Genomic DNA, 24,574 nt, shown 5'->3' on the forward strand with positions numbered 1-24,574 from the left:
GCGTGTCGTCGCCCGATAACCTCGGCCCTGCCCTGCTCGGCCGATTACCGTCGGAGGTCCGCAAGCCGGCTTACAATCGCGCCGCGCTGAAGCCTGGAATCGCCCATATCGGTGTCGGCGCCTTCCACCGCTGCCATCAGGCCGAATACACCGATGACCTGCTGGCGAAGGATTTCGACCGCTGGGGACTGGTCGGCATCAATATCCGATCTCCCCTACTGGCCGACACGCTGGGGCGCCAGGACGGCCTCTACACGCGGCTGATCCGTCAGAACGACGAGGTCGAAGCGCGCATCATCGGCAGCATCGTTAGCGTCGTCGACAGCCAGGAAAGTGCGGTGCCGGCGCTGGACGTGCTCGCCTCGCCCGACATCGAGATGGTCACCATGACGGTGACCGAGAAAGGCTATTGCCACATTCCGTCGAGCGGCGCGCTCGACCCCGACCATCCCGACATCGCGCACGATCTCGCCAATCCCGAGACGCCGGGCAGCGTGCCAGGCATCCTGGCAAGGGCGCTGGAGCTGCGCATGGCCACGCATGGCCGGCCGGTGACGCTGCTGTCCTGCGACAACATCCCCACCAACGGCATTATCCTCGGCAATGTCGTGCGCACATTCGCCGAGCGGCGCGGCAGGAGGCTGGCGGACTGGATCGAGGCCAATGTCGCCTTCCCCTCGGCCATGGTCGACCGCATCGCGCCGGCGACGACCGAAGCCGATATCGACACCGTCGAGAAGCGCTTCGGCTACCGCGACGGCGCCGTGGTGGTGGGCGAGCGCTTCCGCCAATGGGTGATCGAGAACCGCTTCGCCGGCCGTGTCCCGCGTTGGGACCGCGTCGGCGCGACCTTCGTCGACGATGTCACACCGTTCGAGCATCTTAAGATGCGCGTCCTGAACGGCGCCCAGACGACGCTCAGCTATCTCGGCGTTTTGGGCGGCTTCGAGCACACGTTCGAGACCATCGCCGACCCGCTTCTGGCAGGCTTTGTCCGCCGCATGCTGACCGAGGAAACGCTGCCGACGCTGATGCCCGTGCCCGGCATAGCGCTGACAGCCTATGTCGAGCAGAGCCTGTCGCGCCTCGCCAACACCGCGATCCGCCATCGCAACCACCAGATCGCCACTGACGGCTCGCAGAAGATCGTGCAGCGCCTGCTCAACCCGATCCGCGACCGCCTGGCAAAGGGCGAGAGCATTGCGCTGCTGTCGGTTCCGGTCGCCGGCTGGATGGGCTATCTGATCAAGGCGTCCGCGCGTTTCGGCCGCGCCTGGCAGGTTTCCGACCCCTTTGCCGAGAAAATTGCGGCGATCGCCGACCGCATCGGTGCGGACAGCAGCGCGCTTGTCGATTCGATCCTTGCCATTGACGCTATCTTCGACCCGTCCTTGGCCGCCAACGCCACATTCCGGGCGCATGTCGTCGCCGGGCTCGACGGCTTGCTTTCAGGCGATCCGATGGGCTTTGTCGGACAAGTCTGCGCTGGGCCAACCGATGCGCGGTTGAAGCAGCCGGCGCGATCTGCATAGTTAGCAACTGGGAGGGAACATGAAGCTTGGACTGCTGACAGCACCGTTTCCGGATACGCCACTCGGCGAAGTTGCCGACTGGGCGCGCTCTGTCGGCTTCGAGGCGCTGGAAATCGCCTGCTGGCCGAAGACGTCCGGCGCCAGCCGCCGCTACGCTGGCACCAGCCATATCGACGTGGACGTCTCGGCCGCGCAGGCCAAGAACATAGCCGCCGAGCTTGCCGGCAAGGGCCTGGCCATCTCGGGCCTCGGCTTCTACCCCAATCCGCTCCATCCCGACCGGGCGCATCGCGAAGCGGTGATCGATCATCTGAAGAAAGTGATCGTGCTGGCGAGCCGCATGGGGGTCCCGCTCGTCAACACCTTCTGCGGCGGCGACGCTTCGAAGACTATCGATGCCAACTGGAAGGATGCGCAGAAGGTCTGGCCGGCGATCATCGCCCATGCCCGCGAGCATGGCGTGAAGCTCGCCTTCGAGAACTGCCCGATGATCTTCAGCTACGACGAATGGCCGGGCGGGCACAACATCGCCTACTCGCCCTATGTCTGGCGCCGCATCCTCGAAGCCTGGGGCGGCGACGTCGGCATGAACTTCGACCCCTCGCATCTCGTCTGGCAGATGATCGACAAGGAGCGCTTCATCCGCGAGTTCGGCAAGAGCATGCTGCATGTGCACGCCAAGGATCTGATGATTGATCATGATGGTTTGTACGAGCGCGGAATCCTTTCGGCTGGCATAGGCTGGCAGGTGCCGCGCATGCCGGGGCTTGGGGACATCGATTGGAGCAGGATTTTTTCGGGCCTCTACCGGGCCGGTTATGACGGGCCGGTCATCATCGAGCATGAGGACCGGCGCTTCGAGGGGACGGATGAAAAGGTCAAGCGCGGTTTCCTGCTTGCCCGCGATGTGCTGCGCCCCTTCATCAAATGACGAAAAGCTTGGCTCCGACCGCGTCGGAGCCCTGGAACTGAACTGAAAAGATCAATGTGGAGGAGTTACTGAAATGAAAAGACATCTGACCGTGGCCTCGCTCCTTGCCGGCGCCGCCTTGCTTGCCTCGGTGGGCGTTTCGGCCGCCGCCGGCAAGTATACGATCGGCATTTCCAACACCGTGCAGGGCAATGGCTGGCGCGAGGAAATGATCTGCGCGATGAAGGCGCAGGCGCTCGCATCCGGCGAAGTGACGAAGCTCAACATCGCCCACCGCAACACTGACGCCGCCGGCCAGCTCGAGGACATCCGCAACCTGATCAGCGCCAAGGTCGACGCCATCGTCGTCAACCCGGCCGATCCGGCCGGCATCAAGGCCGGCCTCGAGGAAGCCACCAAGGCCGGCATCGTCGTCGTCGCCGTCGACCAGGCGGTGACTGAGCCGTCCGCCTACATCATCTCCAACAACCAGGAACAATATGCCTATCTCGGCGCCAAGTGGCTGTTCCAGCAGATGGGCGGCAAGGGCGAGGTGTTCTACATGCGCGGCGCCGCCGGCGCTTCGGCCGACTCAGATCGCGACAAAGGCTTCAAGAAGGCGCTCGCCGAATTCCCCGACGTGAAAGTCGCGCAGGAAGTCTTCACCGGCTGGCAGCAGGACCAGGCCAAGCAGCAGATCCTGTCCTTCCTCGCCACCGGCACCCCGATCAACGGCATCTGGACCTCTGGCATCGACAACGTGATTGTCGACGCGCTGGTCGAACAACAGGCGCCGATGGTGCCTGTGGTCGGCGCCGACAATGCGGGCTTCGTCGGCCAGCTCAGCTCGGTCAAGGGCCTGGTCGGTGCTGCGGTCACCAATCCCGGCTCGATCGGCGGCGCCGGCGTGACGCTCGCCTTGCAGATCCTCGACGGCAAGAAGCCGGCACAGCAGACCGTGCTGGTCGAGCCGCAGCTCTGGGAAAACGCCACCGACGAAGGCAAGGCCAAGCTGAAGAGCGTCGTCGATCCGTCGCTCAGCCCCGAATGGCCGGTCTCGATCTCGATCCCAGACTGGACGACCTACACCAAGGAGCAGATCGTAGCCTGCAAGGGCCCGGGCGAATAAGCGCCTGATCCGGACGCAAGCGCGAGGACGCTGGACCAAGGTCTGGCGTCCTTGCCATTTGATTTGGCACGCATAATTTGAGCCTTCGAGCAATTCCAGGAAAAGTGTGAGCGGTTTTCCGTCCGGAATTGCGTAAAACAAAGGATAGAGCGGTTCGCCGTTTCCATGAAACGGTGAAACGCTCTGGATCGAGAAAGCTTTGACCACCAACCTCCTCCTCGACGCCACAGGCGTAGCGAAGAACTACGGTGCGGTTGCCGCGCTGCGCAACGCCTCGCTTTCCGTATTGCCGGGCGAGGTGCATGCGCTGATGGGCGCCAACGGCGCCGGCAAGTCGACCTTGGTGAAGATCCTGACCGGCGCGATCAAGGCGGACGCCGGGCGCATCCTGATCCGCGGCCAGCAGCTCGATGTCCGCTCGCCCGCCGACGCCCGCCGCGCCGGGCTGCTGCCGGTCTACCAGGAACCGGCGCTGATCCCCGATCTCGATGTCCTGTCCAATCTGCGGCTGACCGGCACGCCGGTCGAGCCTTTCCGCGCCTGGGTGCGCGAGCTCGGCATTCCCGACCTCGATATCCGCGAGACGGCGCGTCATATCCCCTTGGCCATCCTGCGCGTGCTCGACCTGGCGCGCGCGCTTGCCGTCGAACCCGACGTGCTTCTCCTCGACGAGATGACCGCGGCTCTGCCCGCGAACCTTGCCGAGAAGGTGCTGGAAGTCGTGCGCCGCCAGGGCGATGCCGGCCGCTCCGTCATCTTCATCTCGCACCGTTTCGTCGAGATATCCGCGCTCTGCGACCGCGCCACCGTGCTGCGCGACGGCTCCACGGTCGGTGTCGTCGACATCGAGCCGGGCGTCGAAGAAAGAATAGTCGAGATGATGCTCGGCACCCGCATCGAGAAGACACACGTCGCCGCGCGCGCGGCAAATGATGTGGCGGTTGCCGGCGGCCGCCGCCCGCGATTGTCGGTCCGCAACCTGCAGCTCGGCACCAAGCTCAACGACGTCTCCTTCGATCTCGCCAATGGCGAGGTCGCCGGCGTGTTTGCGCTCGAGGGCCAGGGCCAGGACGAGCTCTTCGCAGCGCTTGCCGGCTCGATCCGTCCGACCGGCGGCACCATCGACGTCGACGGCGCGCCGGTGAAATTCTCGCATCCGAGCGACGCCATCCAGGCCGGCATCGCCTATGTGCCGGGCGACCGCGCCGAGGCCTTGGCCATGCAGCGCTCGGTGCGCGAGAACATCGCGCTGCCCTTCAGCGCGGCGTTGCGCAAATGGGGCCCGATCCGCATGCGCCGCGAGCAGGTGGTGGTTTCCAGCGCCATCGCCAGATTGCAGATCGACACCCGCGCCCAGGGCGAGGTGCAGCGCCTTTCCGGCGGCAACCAGCAGAAGGTGACCATCGCCCGCTGGATCGCGGCCAACGCCCGCACCATCCTTTGCTTCGACCCGACGCGCGGCATCGATGTCGGCACCAAGCAGGAAATCTACAAGCTGCTGCGCGAGCTCGCCGGCCAGGGCAAGTCGGTGCTGTTCTACACCTCCGAAATGGAAGAGGTGCAGCGTGTCTGCGACCGCGTCATCGTCATCTTCGGCGGCCGCGTCGTCGACACTTTCCCGGTCGAGCAAGCCGATGAAGCGGCATTGATGCGCGCAGCCTACGGGCTGCCGCGCGGCGCCAAGGCGGATGTCGGCATCCTTGCCGAGGTCAAACCCGGTTCCAGCGCGGAGGCCGCGTCATGAGCCGCTTTCTCCGCAACCAGGGTTGGGTCGCGGGTCTGTTCGCCCTGCTGATCTTTCTCTTCGTCGTCACCAAGCTGATCCAGCCGGGCTATGGCAGCGGCGACTTCGGTTCGCTGGCGCGCGCGGTTCTGCCTTATGCCTTTGCCGTCGCGGCCCAGACCGTCGTCGTCATCGCCGGCGGCATCGACCTGTCGGTCGCCGCCATGATGGCGCTGACCAGCGTCACCGCCGCCTCGATGATGAACGGCGCCAGCGAGGAATATGCCGTGTTCGTCGTGCCCTTCGTGCTGGCCATCGGACTGGTGCTCGGCGCGCTGAACGGCCTCCTCATCGTCGTCACCCGGGTGCCCGACATCGTCGTCACCCTGGCCATGCTGTTCGTGCTCCAGGGCGCGGCGCTGCTTGTGCTGGGCGCCCCCGGCGGCGCCGCCGCCGAATGGCTGAAGGCAAGCGTCATCGGCACCGTGCCGATCCCCGGCCTGCCGGATTGGGCGGACGCCTGGGTGCCGAAGGCGCTGGTGCTGCTCGTCGTCTGCCTCTGCATCGTGTGGATTCCGCTCAGGCGCTCACGCCTCGGCCTCTCCATCTACGCCATCGGCAGCAACGAGCTCGCCGCCTTCCGCAGCGGCGTGCCGGTGGCGCGCACCAGGATCATCGCCTACGCGCTGTCCGGCCTGTTCGCAGCGCTTGGCGGCCTGTCGCTCACCGTCAGCACCGGCATCGGCGCGCCCATCCCCGGGCCCTATCTGCTGGCCAGCGTCGCCGCGGTGGTGCTGGGCGGCGTCGCGCTCGGCGGCGGCAAGGGCGGCCTGCTCGGGCCGATCATCGCCGTCTTCGTGCTGAGGCTGGTGCGCACCGACCTGACGCTTCTGGCCATCGATCCGAACGTCACCGCGATCATCGAAGGCGCGATCATGGTCGCCGTCGTCATGTTCGGCGCCTTCATCACCATGCGGAGCCGCCCGGCAGGAGCAACGCCATGACCGACATCGCGACCATGCCCCAGCCGGTCTCGTTCGGTCGCCGGATCAAGCGCTTCATGGCGGACCGGCCGCTCATCCCGCTGATCATCCTTTTGATCATCCTCGTGGCGATCCTGCAGGTGCTGCGCCCCGGCATCGTCAACGAGCGCTGGCTCGCCAACACGGCGAAATTCGCCATCCCGCTGGCGATCCTCGCCGGCTGCCAGACCATGACCATGCTGACCGGCGGCATCGACCTTTCCGTCGGCACGGTGGCGACGATGGGCGCCTTCATCATGGCGACGCAGATCGTCAACCAGGATCCGGCGGTGGCTTTTCTGCTGGCCATGCTGCCCGCCGTACTGATCGGCCTCGTCAACGGCATCGGCGTCGGCGTGTTCCGGGTGCATCCTCTGATCATGACGCTCGGCACCAGCCTGATCGGCACCGGCTTCCTGCAGGTCTACCAGCGCACCGTGATCGCCTCCGGCGCCAAGATTCCCGATTTCCTCAGCTGGCTGGGCACCGGCGTCACCTACGGTTTTCCCAACGCGCTTCTGCTGTTCGTGCCGGTGGCGGTGCTGATCGTCTTCATGCTGAACCGCACCGGCTTCGGCCGCCTGCTCTACGCCGTCGGCGACAATGAGCGCGCGGCCAGACTGTCGGGCGTGCGCTACTGGCAGGTGATCACCGCGCTCTACGTTCTCTCCAGCCTGCTCGCCGGCCTCACCGGCCTGCTCTATATCGGCCTGATCAAGGCGCCCTCGCTGTCGCTCGCCGAACCGCTGGTGCTGCCATCCGTGGCCGCCGCCGTCATCGGCGGCACCTCGATCTTCGGCGGCCGCGGCGGCTACACCGGCACCATCATCGGCGCGCTGATCCTGACCGTGCTGACGACGCTGCTCACCATCCTGCAAATGCCCGAAGGCGGCCGCCGCATCCTGTTCGGCTTCATCGTGCTGTTCGTGACGGCGGCGTATCTGCGGATCGTCGAGGACCGATAGAACCAAGCGACGTGGCCGTGACAGGCGCGGCTCACTCCGCCGCCTGTACATGGCGGGCATCGATGATCGCCCTGATCTCCGAGCGGCACGAGCCGCAATTGGTACCGGCGCGCAGCGTCGAGCCGATCGCTTCGAGGCTGTCGCATCCGGCGGCTACGGCCGACGCAAGCTGGTTGGCGCCGACATGGAAGCACGCGCACACGACTCGCCCGATGGCAGGCATGGGCACCGGCGAGCGTCCCGACAAAAGCGCATGGCGATCGGTCGCCGACAGTGGCTGGCGCGCTGCGAGCAGCGACACCAGCCAGTCACGTGCCGGCAACTGATCCGGGGCGGCGACCAGCAAGGCTTCCGCCATGGCGCCGCCATCGTCAATGGCCGCCGCGCGATAGGCGAGGCCGCGCCGGTCAGTATATTCCAGAAGCTGATCTCGCCGTTGGACGCCAAGCAGCTTGCGCGCCAGGAGAATGCCCTGATCCGGCGGCTCCGTTCCGGTCAGCTCGTAGACCCAACCGCCCTCGACCGCCTGTCGGCTCCAATGGACGAAACCTGTCGGCCGCAAATCGCGGCGTGTAATGAGCACGCCCGCCCATCCGATGTCTTCCCGCACGATCATTGCCGGAACATGCTTGAGCTCTGGCTGGCCGGAATAAGGATCGGTGATCGGCGAGGACAGCAGACCGGCCGCTGCCTTCGCCGCGAAATGGCCACTCCAATGCATTGGCAGGAAGGCCTGGCCGCGTCGCTGTGCTTCCGACACCCGCACCCGTGCACGGACGAAGCCGAAGCGCGTCGAAAGCTGAGCGAGGTCGCCGTCCTTGAGACGGTGCGCGGCCGCATCCGCCGGATGGATGTCGACCGCGGGCTCCGGCGCGTTCGCCATCAAACGCGGCACGGTCCCGGTGCGCGTCATGGTGTGCCACTGGTCGCGCAGCCGGCCGGTGTTCAGGGCCAGCGGATAATCGGCATCGACGGTGAAGGCCGTTGCCTCCTGCCGCACCGGCACGAATCGCGCACGGCCGTCGGGCGTCGGGAAACGGCCGTCGCCGAACAATCGTATCTGCTGCTCGCCTCGCTCCGGTGCGGGCCAGTGACGCGGCGCGAAGGCGGCATAGTCCGTGTCGCTGAGGTCAGCCATGCCGCCGAGATCGAACAGGCGCTCGCCGCTGTTCTCGAAGGCGGACAGCGCGGCGTGCTCGCGGAAGATGTCGGCCGGCGTTTGGTAGGCGAAGGCATCGCCAAAGCCCATGCGGGCGGCGACATCACAGATGATGCGCCAGTCGGCTCTTGCCTCGCCCGGCGGCGGCAGGAACGGCCGCTGACGCGAGAGGCGCCGCTCCGAATTGGTGACCGTGCCGTCCTTCTCGCCCCAGGCGGCGGCCGGCAGCAGCACGTCGGCATGGCGCGTGGTGTCGGTGCGGGTCACATCCGAGACAACGACGAAATCGCATTTGGACAAGGCGGCGCGCACGCGCGACGCATCCGGCATGCTGACGGCCGGATTGGTGCCCATCACCCACAGCGCCTTGATGCGGCCGTCGGCGACCGCCTGGAACATATCCACCGCCTTCAGGCCGCCGCGCCGCGCGACGCTTGGCGCCTTCCAGAAGCGCGAGACCCGGTCGACGTTGGCCTCATCCGCGAAGTCCATATGCGCGGCGAGCTGGTTGGCCAGGCCGCCTACCTCGCGGCCGCCCATGGCGTTCGGCTGACCGGTGACCGAGAACGGCCCCATGCCGGGTCGCCCGATGCGGCCGGTGGCGAGATGGCAGTTGATGATGGCGTTGACCTTGTCGGTCCCATGCGCCGACTGGTTGACGCCCTGGCTGTAGACCGTGACGGTCCGCTCTGTGGTGGCGAAGAGATCGTAGAAGGCCTGGATATCGGTGACTGCCAGCCCGCAACCTTTCGCGACGCGCGCAATCGACGGCGCGTCGGCGCAGGCGAGCGCGGATGCGGCGTCGAAGCCCGATGTATGGTCACGGACGAAAGCGGCATCGGCCTTTCCGGCTTGCGCGAGATGCGCCAGCAGCCCGTTGAACAACAGCACATCCGTACCCGGATCGAGCGCCAGATGCAGGTCGCACTCGTCGGCCGTGGCGGTGCGGCGCGGATCGATGACGACGATCCTGGTTCCGCGTTCCCTTCGCGCCGCAAGCATGCGCTGGTAGAGCACCGGATGGCACCATGCGGTGTTGGAGCCGGTGAGCACGATGAGATCGGCGCACGCGAAATCCTCATAGACACCGGGAACGATGTCCTCGCCGAAAGCGCGGCGGTGGCCGGCGACGGACGACGCCATGCAGAGCCGCGAATTGGTGTCGATGTTGCCCGAGCCGATGAAGCCCTTCATCAGCTTGTTGGCGACGTAATAATCCTCGGTCAGTAGCTGGCCGGATACATAGAAGGCGACCGAGTCCGGTCCATGCTCGGCAATCGCCCGCGAGAATTTGTCGGCAACGAGGTCGAGCGCTTCGTCCCAGCTCGCCCGCCTGCCGCCGATTTCCGGCAACAGCACGCGGCCTTCAAGGCCGAGCGTCTCGCCAAGCGCAGCACCCTTCGAGCAAAGCTTGCCTAGATTGGCCGGATGATCGGGATCGCCGCGAACGGTCGTCGTGCCGTCCGCGGCGACCTCGGCCAGCACGCCGCAACCCACCCCGCAATAGGGACAGGTGGTCCTCACCTCGCGTGCTTCTTCCATGCCTCAGGCCGCTTTCGAGGCCAGCGCTTCGAGCGCGATGAACAACCGTTCGCCCTCGACCTTGACCGGTATAGTCCGGACCGAGCCTTCGTCGGCGCCGAGCGCCTTGCCGGTCTCCAGCGAGATCACCCAATTGTGCAGCGGGCAAGTCACCGCCGCGCCATGGACGATGCCCTGGCTGAGCGGTCCTCCCTTGTGCGGGCAATGCTCGTCGATGGCGAAGACCTGATCGTCCGCCGTGCGGAAGACGGCAATCTTGCCTTGCGGTGTGACGACGCAACGCGCGCCGCGCGGCGGAATGTCGGCGATGGAGCCGATGGCGATCCAGTTCATATTGGTCACTCCGCTGCCTCCGCGAAACCGACCGACGCCATCGGCCGGAACTCGTGCTTGTCCTTGCCGGAGACGCGCTCCGACCACGGATCGACCTGCGCGAATTTCTGGCTGAAGACGAAGCGGTCGAAGAGCGTCCTGCGGCGCTCTGCATCGTCCAGGATCTGCTTCTTGATCTCGGCGGTGCCGACGCGTTTGGCCCATTTGTAGATGCGCTCCAGATAGCGGGCCTGTTCGCGATACATCTGGACAAGCGCCACGATCACCTCCAGCGCCTCGTCCTCGGTCTTGACCAGGCCGAGCACTTCGGTGCCCTTGATATCGAGGCCGGCGGCCCCGGCGAAATGGATCTCGTAGCCGGAGTCGACGCAGACCACGCCGACATCCTTGCAGGTCGCTTCCGCGCAGTTGCGCGGGCATCCCGACACCGCCATCTTCACCTTGGCCGGTGTCCACGAGCCCCACATGAATTTTTCGATGCGGATGCCGAGGCCGGTCGAATCCTGCGTGCCGAAACGGCACCAGTCGGAACCGACACAGGTCTTCACGGTGCGCAGGCCCTTGGCGTAGGCATGGCCGGAGACGAAGCCGGCCTTGCCGAGATCGGCCCACACCGCCGGCAGGTCCTCCTTGCGGATGCCCAGCATGTCGATGCGCTGGCCGCCGGTGACCTTGACCATCGGGATGTCGAACTTGTCGACCACGTCGGCGATGGCGCGCAGTTCGCCGGCGCTGGTGACGCCGCCCCACATGCGCGGCACCACCGAATAGGTGCCGTCCTTCTGGATGTTGGCGTGCACGCGCTCGTTGATGAAGCGCGACTGGTAGTCGTCGGCATATTGGTCAGGCCAGTCGCAGACGAGATAGTAGTTCAGCGCCGGCCGGCACTTTGCGCAGCCGCAGGAGGTCTTCCATTCCAGTTCCTGCATGACGGCGGGGATCGTCTTCAGTCCCTTCGCCTTGATCAGCCGCCGCACATCGTCATGGCCAAGGCTGGTGCAGCCGCACATGGGCTGCACCGCCGCCGGATTGTAGGTGTCGCCCAACGTGAGCTTCAGCAGTTGCTCGACGAGGCCCGTGCACGAGCCGCACGAAGCCGAGGCCTTGGTGTGGGCGCGCACATCGTCGAGACCGGTCAGCCCCTTGCCGGTGATCGCGCCGGTGATCTTTCCCTTGCAGACGCCGTTGCAGCCGCAGATTTCCGCATCATCCGCCAGTGCCGCAACGGCCGCCAAAGGGTCCGAGGAAACGCCTCCCTGGAACGCTTGGCCGAAGATCAGCGTGTCGCGCATCTCCGAAATGTCGGTCGCCTTCTTCTTGAGGTCGTTGAACCAGGCGCCGTCGCCCGTCTCGCCGAACAGCACCGTGCCGATGATGCGGTTGTCCTGCAGCACGACGCGCTTGTAGATGCCGGCGGATGCGTCGCGCAGGATAATCTCCTCGCGATCCTCGCCGTCGGCGAAATCGCCGAGCGAATAGAGGTCGATGCCGGTGACCTTGAGCTTGGTCGGCGTGTCGGAGTGGACGAAGCGCCTGTCCTCGCCATCCGCCAGCCCGGCGGCCGCGACGCGGGCCATCTCATAGAGCGGCGCGACCAGCCCATAGACATGGCCGCCGACCTCCGCGCATTCGCCGAGCGCCATGATCGCCGGATCGGAAGTCCGCATGCGGTCGTCGACTACGATGCCGCGATTGACCTCCAGCCCGGCCTCCTTGGCGAGCGTGGTGCTGGGCCGGATGCCGACCGCCATCACAACCAGCGTTGCCGGGATGACCGTGCCATCCATCAGTTCTACGCCCTCGACCTTGCCGTTGCCGACGATGGCCTTGGTGTTGGCCTTGGTCATGACCTTGATGCCGCGCGCCTCGACGGCCTTCTGCAGCAGGTAGCCGGCGGCCGGATCGAGCTGGCGCTCCATCAGCGTCGGCATGACGTGCAGCACGGTGACGTCCATGCCGCGTTCTTTCAGCCCGGCAGCGGCTTCGAGCCCAAGCAGGCCACCGCCGATGACGATTGCCTTGGCACGCGACTGCGCGGCGAGCAGCATGGCATTGACGTCGTCGAGGTCGCGATAGCTGAGCACGCCCGGCAATTCCTTGCCGGGCACCGGAATGATGAAGGGCACCGAGCCGGTAGCGATGACCAGCCGGTCATAGCTTTCGGTCACGCCGTGGTCCGAGGTGACGGTCTTGGCCTCACGGTCGATGGCGACAATCTTGTGGCCCTTGTAGAGCGTGATGCCGTGCTTGATGTACCAGCCGTCGCCATGGATGACGATCTCCTCGAACGCCTTCTCGCCCGAGAGCACCGGCGACAGCATGATGCGGTCGTAGTTCACGCGCGGCTCGGCGTTGAAGATGGTGACGGCGTAGCGGTCCGGCGCTGCCTCCAGCAGGTGCTCCAGCAGCCTGCCGGGCGCCATGCCATTGCCGATGATGACGAGTTTTTCGCTCATGTCCGGTCTGCTCCGATCTATTCGGCGGCGTAGGAAAGGGACGATGTCTTGACGGCGGCCGCGCGCTCCATCCGGCGGATGGTGACGTGCATCCAGAGCAGGCACGAGCTGACGATCAGGAACAGGAGCATGAAGCAGCTCGACCAGACGCCGGTGAGGTCGTTCAGCGCGCCGAAGGCGATCGGCAGGATGAAACCGCCGAGCCCGCCGATCATGCCGACCACGCCGCCGACCGCGCCGACGCTCTGCGGATAATAGGCCGGGATGTGCTTGTAGACGGCGGCCTTGCCGAGGCTCATGAAGAAGCCGAGCACGGAAGCGACGGCGATGAAGGCGAGCGGGCCGATCTCGAAGTGGAAGGGGATCGGCCCGCTGATGCCGCGCACGACATAGTCTGCCGAGGGGAGAGACAGAACGAGCGTCGCGACGGCACAAACGCTGAAGGTCCAGTAGAGCACGGTGCGGGCGCCGATGCGGTCGGAAAGCACGCCACCATAGGCGCGGAAGATGCTGGCGGGGATCGAATAGGCGGCGCCGATCATGCCGGCGGTGGCGATGCCGAAGCCGTAGACACCGATCAGGTAACGCGGCAGCCAGAGCGACAGCGCCACGAACGCGCCGAAGGAAAAGAAGTAGTAGAAGGCCAAGCGCCAGACCCGCAGGTTCTTCAGCGGCGCGAATTCCTGCCAGAAGCTTCTTGCCGGCGCCACCGGACCGGCGCGGCGCTCGCGGATGACCGGATCGTCGTCGGTCGTGAACCAGAAGACGATGGCCATGACGACCAGCGCAGCCGCCCAGATCAGCGCCACCGACTGCCAGCCCCAGGACAAGAGCACGAACGGCGCCAGGAACTTGGTGACCGCGGCGCCGACATTGCCGACACCGAAGATGCCGAGCGCTGTGCCTTGTTTTCCGGCTGGAAAGAAGCGCGAGACATAGGCGACGCCAACGGCGAACGAGCCGCCCGCGAGCCCGACGCCGAGCGCGGCCAGCAGCATCTGCCCGTAGGTGTGCGCGAAAGCGAGCAGGAAGGTCGCGACCGCGGCCGCGAGCATGGTCGCTGTGTAGACCAGGCGGCCGCCATAGCGGTCGGTCCAGACGCCGAGCACCATGCGCACGAGCGAGCCCGTCAGGATCGGCGTGCCGACCAGCAGGCCGAACTCGGTCTCGTTGAGCCCAAGCTCCTGCTTGATGCGAACGCCGATGATGGAAAAGATCGTCCACACCGCGAAGCAGACGGTGAAGGCGATGGTGGACATGGTAAGCGCCTGCCGGGAAGCACTGTCCTGGCTGGGCGCGGCTGGGAGATTTGCGGTCATGGCTAGCTCCGGTTTGCAGCGAGGAAGGCGCCGCGTGTGGTGTTGATCATGGTCAGCACGACGGGGCTTGCGCGGTCACTTGCGGACCCTTGCCTTCGGCTTCGTGGCTGGCGGGAAACAAGAGCAGCGCGGCGATGAACAGCACCGCCGTCAGCGCGCTGCTCGCCAGGAAATCGCGGCGGGTGAAATCCTTGAGGGATGTCGTTCCGATCCATCTCGTCATCGTCGTCTCCCGTTGGGCGCTGCTTGGGGCCAGCGCCGTCGATTGCGTGTCGCCAAAACAAAAAAGCTGCCGTCCAGGCCCTCTCGCGTCCGTGCATCCGGGATCGCGTGGTGACCTGAGCGGCAGCTTTGCCTGTGGCGCCCGCCATTGGACGCCTGTTCCATTGCCCGCGAGGGGCTCGGCTATTTCAAAGCACGAAGCGTGCCAGTTCTACGAAGAAGCTGAATTCTGTGGAAAAACAAAGCGGTATGAACGCCAGTCGGCGATCGTGCCAAACATGTTCGCGGTCAAACATTGATCAATGGCGCGACAACACCGCATAAATTTTGTGCAATGCACAAGAATGGCGCGCAAATAATCAAGCTCGCTTCTGGCCGTCAATATAGGCGTCGATCCGGTCCGGATCGAAGATTTGGCCGTCGAAGAATCCATCGGGGCCAAGGATGAGACTGGCCCCCGCTGAGCCGACAGGCGTCGCGACCTTCAATGCGCCCTCGACCTTGGCATTGGCGCCGGGCAGCGCGACTCCAAGCGGCTTGAGCGCCGATCGATAGAGGTCGGGCCGGTAGCAGTCGCGGGCGATGGCCAGGTTCTGTGGCGTGTGCGGCAACTGCCCCCAGCGCACCATCTGCGTGTAGAACCACAGCGCATGGCTCTTCCAGGGAAAATTGGCCGCCTTGTCGAAAGGCAGGAAGAAATCCTCGACGCGCCGTTCCGCGCCGCCGCCGAGTTGAAGGCGTCCGGTGAGCGCCGGCATCTGGATCGTCTCCGGCTGCCCGAGGAAGGCTGGCCTTGCCATCAGCGCGGCCAGTTCGCCGCGGTTCGCCGGATCCTGGCACCAACGGGCGGAATGATGCAGCGCCCTGAGCAGGGCGGCTAGCGCCTCTGGGTTTTCCTCAGCCCAAGCCCTGCGGGCACCGATGACCTTTTCCGGGCTGTTGCGCCACAGCAGCGCCTTGACGGTGACGATGTGGCCGGTGCCCGTCGCGACGGCGGCGCTGTTCCAGGGCTCGCCGACGCAATAGCCGTCGATGCGGCCGGCGGCTAAAGCGTCGGCCATGAAGGGCGGCGGCACGATGACGATTTCGATGTCCCGGTCGGGATCGATACCGCAGGCGGCAAGCCAGTAGCGCAATTCGTAATTATGCCCGGAATGCGGGTGGACGACGGCGAAGCGCAGCGGCTCGCGAACGGCGCCCATCCGCTCGCGGATCAGCGCGCCGAGCGCCGCCCCGGCGCGGGCGGGATCGAGGTCAGGCGCCGCGCCATGCGCCGCCATGCCTTCCCACACGGCGTTGGAGACGGTGACGCAATTGCCGCCGAGGCCGAGCGAGAACGGCACGATGGTTTCGGAGGCAAGCGGCGTGAGGCCAAGGCTGCAGGCGAGCGGCATCGGCCCCAGCATATGCGCGACATCGAAATGGCCGATGGCGATGCGGTCGCGGATGTTGGCCCAGGAAGTCTCGCGTTGCAGCTTGAGCTCGATGCCCTCGCGCGCGGCAAAGCCTATCTCGCCGGCTGCGACCAGGACGGCGCTATCGAAAAGCGGCATGAAGCCGGCGGTGATCTGATGCGCTACCGACATGCTCATTCGCCCTCCAGAGGCCCCAGCAATCCCGCAGCCGTCACTAGGCTCTGGGCGATGTCGGAGATCTTGCGGTTCTGGTTCATCGCGGTCTTGCGCAGCAGCGCATAGGCCGCCTCTTCGCTTAGGCCCCGCGACTTCATCAAGATCCCCTTGGCCCGGTCGATGACCTTGCGGTTCTCCAGCTCGCTGCGCGCTTCCTCGAGTTCGCGCGCCATGCGCGAGAAGGCGTTGAAGCGGCTGATCGCCATGTCGAGGATCGGCTTGATGCGTTCCTTCTTCAGCCCGTCGACCACATAGGCCGACACGCCGGCATCGACGGCCGCCTCGATCGAAGCCTGATCCGAGCGGTCGACGAACATGGCGATCGGCCGCTTCACCGCGCGCGAAAGCTGGAACATGTTCTCCAGCATGTCGCGGTTGGGGTTTTCGAGGTCGATGACGATGACGTCCGGCTCGATCTCGGCGATGCGCCGGGCGATGCCGGCCACATCATGGATCACCGTGACATGGCGATGGCCGGCGTCCCGCAATCCGGCCTCGATGATCGAGGCACGGATGCGGTTCTCGTCAATAACAAGGATGGTCAACGAACCGGCGGACATGCGCCTATTGTGCAGGTAGGCCGGATTTGTGCAATGCGGTAGTCGGCGGGAAGGCCGCGATCCGGGCCTTACCAGGGGTAAGCAACCTGAGCATCGCCCCGGGCGAACATGAAATCGCCCGCCAGGGAGCGCGGCCAGCCAATGAATCGCTTGACATGTGGGTAATTTTCCCACAAATATTTGGCCGTCGATCAAAGCCGCTTCGATCGGACCTGCTTTCGCAGGCGCGGACTGAATTTCCACGGATCACCTGCCCCCGCATGATCCGCGGAAGAGCAGCCGTAACGAAAGGGCTCGAAACACCCACCCCGGTAAAAGAGCCCAGTGCGACTGCGCCGGCCGGCCTGTCCCTCGCAAGAGACAGGCCGGCCGGATCTATCGCCATCGCGAGACAGCGTGTTTTCGAGAGGCAGCCGACACCGCGAAGCGTCCGCCCTTGCCGGCGGCAACAGCCTGCTAGGTCCTCTTGCTGGACCTCAGGGAGCGCCTGGACCGCCCGGTCCACCAGGGCCGCTCGGCCCTCCGGGCCCTCCAGGCCCAACCGGCTCGCCATTGGGTGCGCCACCGGGAGCCTCTGGACCGCCTGGGCCTTTTGGCGGACCTGAACCAGGCGGCTGACCGGGCATGCCGGGCGGGCCTTGCGGCCGCATGCCGGAATTCGCCTGGCGCGAGGCCGATACGATGTTGCCCGCCCGGTCGAACCCGACGGCAAGGAACGCGTGGACGACAGCTGTCGAGTTCGAATCGTCGCCTTGGTCGTCGATCGAGACCCCCAGACCCGATACCAGCCGAGGTCCCTGGCGCCGCAGGAAGGTCTCATACAGCACGTTCGCGGCATCGGCCTGTGGAACCGGAACCTCCGCCTCGATGCGCAACACCCTGTAGCCGCCGCTGGCCTTGGCCAGGAACAGCTCGACGCGGCGGTTCGCAAGCTGCAGCGACCTTGGGCCGAGGCTCAGTCGTCCCACCAGCAGTGAGCCCGACCTCACGACCGCCAGGCCGCGCACAAGGTAAGGCGTCCCGGACTGTCTGGTCTCTATCAAGCTTGCAACGATCTTCCCGCCCGGCCGCCGGATGCCTTGAACGGCCACGATATCCCCCTTCTTGACCGTCGGCATTCCTGCAACGCGGCTGGTGTCCACGCTCTGTCCCAGGACCAGGATCGAACCGCGACTTGCGCGTTCGACAGGCCCGACGACCTCGCTGGTGACGTGGATTTCACGCGTGACGATGCGATCCGCATCCCGTGTCACGGCCACGCGGACAACATGTCCCACCTTGAGGCTGCCTGTCGTGGCTGCGACGCCGTCTATCCAAACGGGCACGTCCGGACCGTAGGCGACGCGCACATCGTTGACGAAGATGCTGCCGAAGCGCTGTATGGTTCCCACTATGCCGGTGCCGCCGATGCCGTGATCGCTCTCCGTTCCCGCCGTCCACCCGGTGCCGCCGATACCCCGGTCGCTCGACGTATCCGTCGCCCTTGCGATTGAACTGGGCAACGCCGCCGGAAAGGCGGCGCCGAGCATCAGAAAACTCCGCCTCGTCAACCTCCAGTGCATCAAGCGTCTCCGCCGGCAGGCTTGGAGGATTCTTCGCCGGCAAACGATGCACCGTCGGAGGTGAGGATGTAGACGCCGCAATTCCAACGGCTTGTCCCGCCGGGATCGCTTTTCACCGCCTGGTTCGCATGCTTGTTGAGCTGGATAAGTGTCTCCACTGCGACCTTGCGGCTGTAGGCTTCGAGCGACCTGGCAAGGTCTTCCGAGAGCCCGTCATAGTGGACGGCCCGCTCGATGAAGGGCGGTTTGTCCGCCAGGATGTTCGCGACGGCGGCGGCGGCATGGTCCTGAAGGTTGCGGGCAAAGTAATAGAGTCTGACCTCGCCGTCGTCGCGCGGCGCAATCGCCGCCTCCATCAGGACGATGCGGTCCTCCTCGTCGATCTCCACCAGCTTTCGATCGAGCCAGTCGTCCAGAACCGCTCTCGGCCGCAAATCCCGCGTCACCGACTCCACGAGGCCCGCGAACGACGCCTCTCCGGCCTCGGCCATTCGCGGCAAGGGCAATGGCGCGCCCTTGGCATCGGTGAACAACGGATCCGCAAGCCAGCGCGCGACAATCGCGCTCGTCCTCGAAACGGATTCGGGTATCACCCTGACCGGGGCGCCGGCGCCTCGCAGACGGCTGACCTCCTTGCGATGGACACCCGTCAACAGGCTTACCCTGCTGTCCGTCTGCTGCTTGTCGGGCAGCGTGAATTCATGCTCCGCCACGTTGACGTAGATCTGCCGCAGCAGGTCGACGAAGGTGGGAAACGTCACCCCGCATTTGATCGCCAATCGCACCAACGGGCGAAGCACCCGGTTCAACGCGCTCTGGACGCCCGCGGCATCCAGATATTGTTCCGCCGATTTGCTCATCGCCGTCCTCCACCCGTCAATCAACCACCTATGCCCCGAAAATTCCTGCCGAAAATAGCCCGTGGGAAATGCTTCCACAATAGATGGGCCTGCATGCCGCCTGTCCACCTCGCTATCCTCAATTCGCAAGGCGCGTTATGTCCAGTGGTCGCCAGCTCTCCCTTGGTTGACACGTGTGAAATTTTCCCACAATATTTATCGCGAGGCAGAACCTCACATCGATCGCCGCAAGGGTATGACCGGCAGAGGAGAGCATTGTTGAAAAGGCCTTATGTGAAGCCGGCCATAAATAAGGCCTTGGATGGATTCGACCGCATGGACCTTACGCATCGCGGCACGGAGGCCAACGGAAAGGACTTTTCAAGCTCCTCGGACGGCTTTGTCTCGCTCAACGAACGCCTAGATCCCACTGTCTCCCTGACCGCAAGCGTTGTATCCGCCTACATTGCGAACAATCCGCTGCCTGCGGCCGAGCTGCCCGACTTCATCGGCAAGATATACGCCTCGATCAAGCTGATCTCACTTGGGTCGCCCGATGTCCCGCCGGACGAGATAAAGGGCGTGGCCCGGGCGAAAAAAACCGTCACGCCGGAATTCATCATCTGCTTGGAAGACGGCAAGCGCTTCAAATCGCTCAAGCGGCATATCGAGACCCAATACGGCCTTACGCCAGACCAGTATCGAGCGAAGTGGAACCTGCCTTCGAACTACCCGATGGTAGCGCCAAATTATTCGGCAACGCGTTCGAAACTGGCCAAATCCATGGGCCTCGGCCGAAGGATGAAGTAAGGTCCGGGACGGCCGGCAGGTTTCAGGCGGACTGCGACGCTACGAGCGTTGCTGGCAGATAGGAACACTATAGGTGTTCCCTCGTGCGCGAGGATATTCACACGACAGGCGTCCCGGTGCTCTGCGCTTCGTGCGAGGCGCGGCATCGCGGCATATGCGGAGCGCTCAACGCCGAGCAGCTCCAGGTGCTCGCCAAATCGACGAAGCGGCACAAGGCCGAGGCCGGCAAGGAGCTGGTGGGCGATTCCAGGAGCGTCGAGCGTCTCTCGAATGTGCTTTCGGGCGTCGTGAAATTGACCAAGACGCTTTCCGACGGCCGCCAGCAGATCGTCGGACTGCAATTCGCTCCCGATCAATCTCGCCCGTGCCTGGCTGTCGACCAAGCCGCTCATGCTGCTCGACGAGCCGACCGAGCACCTCGACGATACGCAGGGAGCGCGCGTTCTCGAGCGGCTGCTCGACCGCTTCAGCGATCGGATCGTCGTCGTCTCAACCCATCGCGCGCCGCCGCTTCGCGGCGCCCGCACGATGGAGCTGCAGCCGTGAATGCCATGCCAACTCGAGGCTGGCGGCCTTTTCATTCCTCCTTGAAGGCGTGAGCGAAACTGTCGGCGACCGGCTGAAAGAGATATTCGAGCAGGGTTCGCTTGCCGGTGACAACGGAGACGTCCACCGGCATTCCCGGATATAGCTTCACTTGTGGGAGGTTCTTGAGCTCATCGGCACTCACCTCGACCGTCCCCCTGAAAAACGTCGCGCCGCTGCGCTCGTCGATCTCGGCGTCGGCCGAAACGCGGGTAAGGGCGCCCTTCACCGTGGGCGTGGTTCTCTGCTTGTAGGCGACGAGCCGCACCGTCGCCGGCAGACCGGGGCGAACGACATCGATATCCAGCGGCTGAATCTTGACGTCCAGCACCATCTTGTCCTGGTCGGGAACCAGATCGAGAATAATCCCGCCGGGGGGCACAACTCCGCCCGGCGTGAAATACCGAAGGTTCATTACCGCCCCATCTTCCGGCGCAACGACATCCCGGCGCGCCGCGCGCGCGTCGGTCTTCTGAAGCGCCTTTTCGAGCTCGGGGCGTTTGGTCTGGACGTCACGAAGGTCCTCGGCGGCCTTCTTGACATAGGAGAGCCGGCCATTGTCGATCTGCGCGTCCGCCTCGGCGATCTGCTGCCGCAGGCTTTCTATATTGCCACGGTTCGAGTCAGCCTCGCCCTGCGCGGCAATGACCTGCCGTTCGAGCTGGAGCACGCGGGACTTCACCCCATAGCCTTTCTTCAGAAGTGTGCGGGCGTCCGCCAGCTCTTCCCGCAGAGACGGCAACTGGATCTCGAAGGCCGCAACTCTCGCAGCGAGCGCCGACATCTGGGCATGGTATTGGGCGATCCGCTGCTGCCAGACCTCGACCTCCGACGCCTGAACCTTGGCCTGGTCCTGGAAGATGCGCTCCTGCCCGGCCATGGCCTCGGCGACGGTGGGGTCGCTTTGCCGCGCCGACAGGTCCGCAGAAAAAGGAATTGTCTTCAGGCCGTCGCGCTGCGCGATCAGGCGGGCTTCGCCGGCGAGCGCGGAATCGAGTTCGCCGCGCACGGCGTCGCGGTCGGATTCCGCGTCGAGCCCGTCGAGGCGGACCAGTATCTGACCCTGCTTGACCAGGTCTCCCTCCCGGACCAGGATTTCCCGGATGATGCCGCCTTCCAGGTGCTGTATGGTCTTGCGGTTGCTGTCGACCTTCACCACCCCGGACGCGACCGCCGCGCTCGTCAGCGGCGCGGTGGCTGCCCAGAGGCCGAAGCCACCGAACAGCAGGCCGATGACGGTCAGGCCGCCGAAGACATGGGCGCTTACCGCCGGCCAAGCGGGTGGTGGCGGCGGCATTTTCAGCGACAGGACGGCTTCCGTCACGACCCGGTCCTTTCGGAGCTCACGACCCGAACCTGCGGCGGGGCGGACTGCTGCTCGGGGCGGCGCAGTTGCGCAAGCACGCCATCGCGCGGGCCGAACATTTGCGGCTGGCCATCGTTCAGCACCAGGACGCAATCGACGTTGACCATCAGCGACGGGCGGTGGGCGACGATGACCACGGTCGAACCTGCCTCCTTCATCGCGGCAATCGCCTGATTCAGCGCTTCCTCGCCAACGGCATCGAGATTGGAGTTCGGCTCGTCCAGCACCACCAGCGCCGGACGGCGGTAGAGCGCCCTGGCAAGGCCAATGCGCTGGCGCTGCCCGCCGGAGAGCACCGAACCCTGTTCGCCGATCTCGGTATCATAGCCATTTGGGAGTCTGAGGATCATCTCGTGCACGCCCGCCATCTGGGCGGCGGCCACGATCTCGGCCGGATCGCCTTGTTCCATGCGGGCGATGTTCTCGCGGATGGTGCCGGGAAAGAGTTCGACGTCCTGAGGGAGGTAGCCGACATAAGAGCCGAAGTCGGTTCGGTTCCAGGAAAACACGTCGACACCGTCGAGCCGAACCCGGCCTTGCTGCGGCGACAGCATGCCGACGATCAGGCGGGCAAGCGTCGACTTGCCGGCCGCAGACGGGCCAATCACAGCAAGCACCTGGCCCGGCGGCACGGCGAAGGAGAGATTCCTGAGCGCGGGCTCCTTGGCGCCGGCTGGCGTGTAAGCGACAGCCTCGACCGAAAGCCGCCCCTGCGGACGCGGCAATTCCATCCCCGGCGGGCGCAGCGACGGAGCCTCGAACAGCCGGTCCAGGCGACGCCAGGCCTCGCGAGCGGCGGTCGTCTGTTTCCAGGTTGCGATAGCCTGCTCGACCGGGGCGAGCGCGCGCGACATGATGATCGAGGCCGCGATCATGGCGCCGGGCGAGACTTCATGGCGCAGCGACAGCCAGGCGCCGAGCCCCAGCACCGCGACCTGCAGGAACATCCGGAACGGCTTGGTGAAGGCATTGATCAGGCCGGCCCAGTCGCTGGCGGTCGTCTGCAGCGCGAGCACAGACGCATTGGCTGCGTCCCAACGCCGGGCGAGCACCCCGCCCATGCCCATCCCGTCGATGACTTCGGCATTGCGGAAACCGGCATCCGCCGCCTGGTAGGCGCGCGCGGAAGCGGCGTTGGCCTGTTTGAGCGTGTTGGCCGTCAGTGCGTTGTTGGCAAGGGCGAGGCCGAACAGGATGATCGCGCCGCCCAGCGCCAGAAGTCCGAGCAGGGGATGCAGCAGGAAGATGAAACCGAGATAGAGCGGCATCCATGGCGCGTCGAACAGCGCCATGATGCCGCCGCCGCCAAGATAGCCGCGCAGCGTGGCGAGGTCGCGCAGCGCCTCGGTGCGGTAAGATGAACCGCGCAACGCGTTCTCAAGCCCACGGCCCAGTACCTGCGGCGACAGCACGCGGTCGATCCAGGTGCCGAGCTGCACCAGCAGCCGGGAGCGGAAGAATTCGAGCGCGCCCATTGCAGCCAGCGCCGCCGTCGTAATCAGCGTCAGATAGACGAGCGTTTCCACGCTGCGTCCCGTCAGCACGCGATCATAGACCTGCAGCATATAGATCGAGGTCGAGAGTACGAGCAGGTTGATGAAGAAGCTGAACCCCGCCACCGCGGCGAAACCGCCGCGGCAACGGGAGAGGGCAAGCTTAAGCGCAGAATGGTCCTGCATCATCTTATCTGCCGCCCTTCATGGTTGTCAGGCGCTCAGGGTGAAATCGCTGGCACTGAGCGTGGGGACCCCTATCAAATGGATTTCGATGATGTGGACTCCACCCGTCACGCTCTCGATCGAGCTTCCGGTATTGGCATAGACGATCATGTTGCCACTCCCGTCGCTCTGCCAGGCAACGGTATGAGCGGCCAGATTTCCACCCGAGACCGTGCCGGTTGTGGTCAGGCCAAGGGTGCTCGCAAAGTCGACGAAGTCGTGACCCGCTGAGCCCGTCCCGTGCTGGAAATCGAGAATGGTGTCGAAGGCCGCATGGGTTGAATCGCTCACCGCCTCGAACCGGAAATGATCGTCCCCGGCTCCGCCGCTCAACCAGTCTGCCCCGCCAAGGCCCTTGATCGTATCGTTGCCGCTTCCGCCGAAGATATAGTCGACACCGCTGGAGCCCGTCAGTCCGTCGGCGCCAGCTCGACCGTCCGCGATGTTGGGGTTCGTGCTGCTGAGAACGATCCCGTCATTGCCGCTGCTGCTGCCGTTGCCGATCCAGACATTGAAGGTTTGCGACGACGAAGAAGCAGCATGATTGTCGGTCGCAGTGACGGTGAGCGTGCCGGAGACGACTTGTCCGGGGGGCACACTCGCCGTCAGTTCGCCGGAATTCGAGTCGACACCGATCGAATTCAGGTTGCCAGATCCGAGCGTGAATAGAGCGGAATATTGCACGCTATCGCCTGCATCGGGATCCACGGAGAAGAAGTGGCCCAAATCGATAGCATTCCCGTCGGCGATCGGAGCCGAACTCGGGACGAAGACCGGGGCGGTCGGCGCATGGTTGGTCACGGGCTCGTTGGCACCGTTCACCGTGATGTCGATGACATGGTCCGTGCCATCGGCCGACGACACATGGATCTGGTCGTGCGGGTGGTCGGCAGAGGTCAGAGCCTGGACATTGGCCGCGGCATTGTTGAGCGTGTAGACCCAGTTTCCACCGGCATCGATGGTCAGCGAGCCATACGTACCGGCAACCGGATTGCTGCCATTGTGCACCTGGAACGAGTTCTGGCCTGCGTCGGGGTCGTTGACGGTCAGAGCGCCGTTTACGGTCAGCACTGCATCCTCAGTCACGGAACCGCCGGTGTCGCCGCTGATCACCGCCGCGTCGTTGGCGCCGGTGATGTTGACCACGATGTCCTGGTGCGCGGTGCCGTCGGCCGAGGTGACCGTCAGCGT

The 24,574-nt window shown here is 65.2% G+C and carries 20 protein-coding genes and 1 pseudogene; 9 read left to right on the forward strand and 12 right to left on the reverse strand.

The genetic code is table 11. The annotated features are described in order from the left end of the window. Positions 1-2 precede the first annotated feature (2 nt). From FJ417_RS17995 to FJ417_RS18020, 6 genes are all read left to right on the forward strand, one after another. The gene (locus FJ417_RS17995) at positions 3-1,532 is read left to right on the forward strand and encodes a mannitol dehydrogenase family protein (protein ID WP_246687485.1); all 1,530 of its coding nucleotides are present in this window, start codon (positions 3-5) and stop codon (positions 1,530-1,532) included. A gap of 19 nt (positions 1,533-1,551) precedes the next feature. Continuing rightward, positions 1,552-2,463, forward strand: coding sequence for a sugar phosphate isomerase/epimerase (locus FJ417_RS18000; protein WP_140784410.1), 912 nt, complete (start codon positions 1,552-1,554; stop codon positions 2,461-2,463). 73 nt (positions 2,464-2,536) lie between these two features. After that, complete coding sequence (locus FJ417_RS18005; protein ID WP_140642493.1) at positions 2,537-3,571, forward strand: ABC transporter substrate-binding protein; 1,035 nt, start codon at positions 2,537-2,539, stop codon at positions 3,569-3,571. A gap of 199 nt (positions 3,572-3,770) precedes the next feature. Then, on the forward strand, positions 3,771-5,315 hold the full coding sequence (locus FJ417_RS18010; RefSeq protein WP_140784411.1) for a sugar ABC transporter ATP-binding protein: 1,545 nt from the start codon (positions 3,771-3,773) through the stop codon (positions 5,313-5,315). Then, entirely contained in the window at positions 5,312-6,298 is a 987-nt protein-coding gene (locus FJ417_RS18015) for an ABC transporter permease (protein ID WP_140784412.1), read from the forward strand. Before FJ417_RS18010 ends, FJ417_RS18015 begins: the two co-directional genes overlap by 4 nt. Then, a complete protein-coding gene (locus FJ417_RS18020) occupies positions 6,295-7,281 on the forward strand; it encodes an ABC transporter permease (RefSeq protein ID WP_140784413.1) in 987 nt (328 codons plus the stop codon). The genes FJ417_RS18015 and FJ417_RS18020 overlap by 4 nt, the downstream gene beginning before the upstream one ends. A 31-nt stretch (positions 7,282-7,312) precedes the next feature. Here the strand turns inward: FJ417_RS18020 and FJ417_RS18025 are convergent, their stop codons facing one another. From FJ417_RS18025 to FJ417_RS18065, 9 genes are all read right to left on the reverse strand, one after another. After that, a complete protein-coding gene (locus FJ417_RS18025; protein WP_140784414.1) occupies positions 7,313-9,982 on the reverse strand; it encodes a nitrate reductase in 2,670 nt (889 codons plus the stop codon). A gap of 3 nt (positions 9,983-9,985) precedes the next feature. After that, on the reverse strand, positions 9,986-10,315 hold the full coding sequence (gene nirD / locus FJ417_RS18030) for a nitrite reductase small subunit NirD (protein ID WP_140784423.1): 330 nt from the start codon (positions 10,313-10,315) through the stop codon (positions 9,986-9,988). 5 nt (positions 10,316-10,320) lie between these two features. Further along, positions 10,321-12,771 (reverse strand): nitrite reductase large subunit NirB, encoded by a 2,451-nt coding sequence (nirB, locus tag FJ417_RS18035; RefSeq protein ID WP_140784415.1) that lies wholly within the window; start codon positions 12,769-12,771, stop codon positions 10,321-10,323. A gap of 17 nt (positions 12,772-12,788) precedes the next feature. Then, complete coding sequence (locus FJ417_RS18040; RefSeq protein ID WP_140784416.1) at positions 12,789-14,090, reverse strand: nitrate/nitrite transporter; 1,302 nt, start codon at positions 14,088-14,090, stop codon at positions 12,789-12,791. Positions 14,091-14,142: 52 nt separating this feature from the next. Next, the gene (locus FJ417_RS18045) at positions 14,143-14,313 is read right to left on the reverse strand and encodes a twin-arginine translocation signal domain-containing protein (RefSeq protein ID WP_140784417.1); all 171 of its coding nucleotides are present in this window, start codon (positions 14,311-14,313) and stop codon (positions 14,143-14,145) included. A gap of 358 nt (positions 14,314-14,671) precedes the next feature. Next, on the reverse strand, positions 14,672-15,898 hold the full coding sequence (locus FJ417_RS18050; RefSeq protein ID WP_181183252.1) for a CmpA/NrtA family ABC transporter substrate-binding protein: 1,227 nt from the start codon (positions 15,896-15,898) through the stop codon (positions 14,672-14,674). A 2-nt stretch (positions 15,899-15,900) separates the two neighbouring features. Beyond that, entirely contained in the window at positions 15,901-16,503 is a 603-nt protein-coding gene (locus tag FJ417_RS18055) for an ANTAR domain-containing response regulator (protein WP_140706758.1), read from the reverse strand. Positions 16,504-16,979: 476 nt separating this feature from the next. After that, positions 16,980-18,032: a DUF5666 domain-containing protein gene (locus FJ417_RS33140; RefSeq protein ID WP_181183250.1), complete on the reverse strand. Its 1,053-nt coding sequence runs from the start codon at positions 18,030-18,032 to the stop codon at positions 16,980-16,982. A gap of 32 nt (positions 18,033-18,064) precedes the next feature. Beyond that, the gene (locus tag FJ417_RS18065; protein ID WP_181183253.1) at positions 18,065-18,925 is read right to left on the reverse strand and encodes a DUF6502 family protein; all 861 of its coding nucleotides are present in this window, start codon (positions 18,923-18,925) and stop codon (positions 18,065-18,067) included. 417 nt (positions 18,926-19,342) lie between these two features. Here FJ417_RS18065 and FJ417_RS18070 point away from each other — a divergent pair, with 417 nt between their 5' ends. From FJ417_RS18070 to FJ417_RS33145, 3 genes and pseudogenes are all read left to right on the forward strand, one after another. After that, entirely contained in the window at positions 19,343-19,714 is a 372-nt protein-coding gene (locus tag FJ417_RS18070; RefSeq protein WP_246687486.1) for a MucR family transcriptional regulator, read from the forward strand. Positions 19,715-19,797: 83 nt separating this feature from the next. Next, positions 19,798-20,067, forward strand: a pseudogene (locus FJ417_RS33555) (cyclic nucleotide-binding domain-containing protein); the annotation flags it as partial. A gap of 37 nt (positions 20,068-20,104) precedes the next feature. Continuing rightward, the gene (locus tag FJ417_RS33145) at positions 20,105-20,260 is read left to right on the forward strand and encodes a hypothetical protein (protein ID WP_181183251.1); all 156 of its coding nucleotides are present in this window, start codon (positions 20,105-20,107) and stop codon (positions 20,258-20,260) included. 31 nt (positions 20,261-20,291) lie between these two features. Here the strand turns inward: FJ417_RS33145 and FJ417_RS18080 are convergent, their stop codons facing one another. The 3 genes from FJ417_RS18080 to FJ417_RS18090 all read right to left on the reverse strand — a co-directional run. Beyond that, positions 20,292-21,623: an HlyD family type I secretion periplasmic adaptor subunit gene (locus tag FJ417_RS18080; RefSeq protein WP_140784420.1), complete on the reverse strand. Its 1,332-nt coding sequence runs from the start codon at positions 21,621-21,623 to the stop codon at positions 20,292-20,294. Beyond that, positions 21,620-23,344, reverse strand: a complete 1,725-nt coding sequence (locus FJ417_RS18085) for a type I secretion system permease/ATPase (protein ID WP_210240655.1) — start codon at positions 23,342-23,344, stop codon at positions 21,620-21,622. The genes FJ417_RS18080 and FJ417_RS18085 overlap by 4 nt, the downstream gene beginning before the upstream one ends. A 27-nt stretch (positions 23,345-23,371) precedes the next feature. Further along, on the reverse strand, positions 23,372-24,574 hold a 1,203-nt coding region (locus tag FJ417_RS18090; RefSeq protein ID WP_210240656.1), incomplete at its 5' end, for a VCBS domain-containing protein.

This window comes from Mesorhizobium sp. B3-1-7, from assembly GCF_006439385.1.
Taxonomy (GTDB): Bacteria; Pseudomonadota; Alphaproteobacteria; order Rhizobiales; family Rhizobiaceae; genus Mesorhizobium.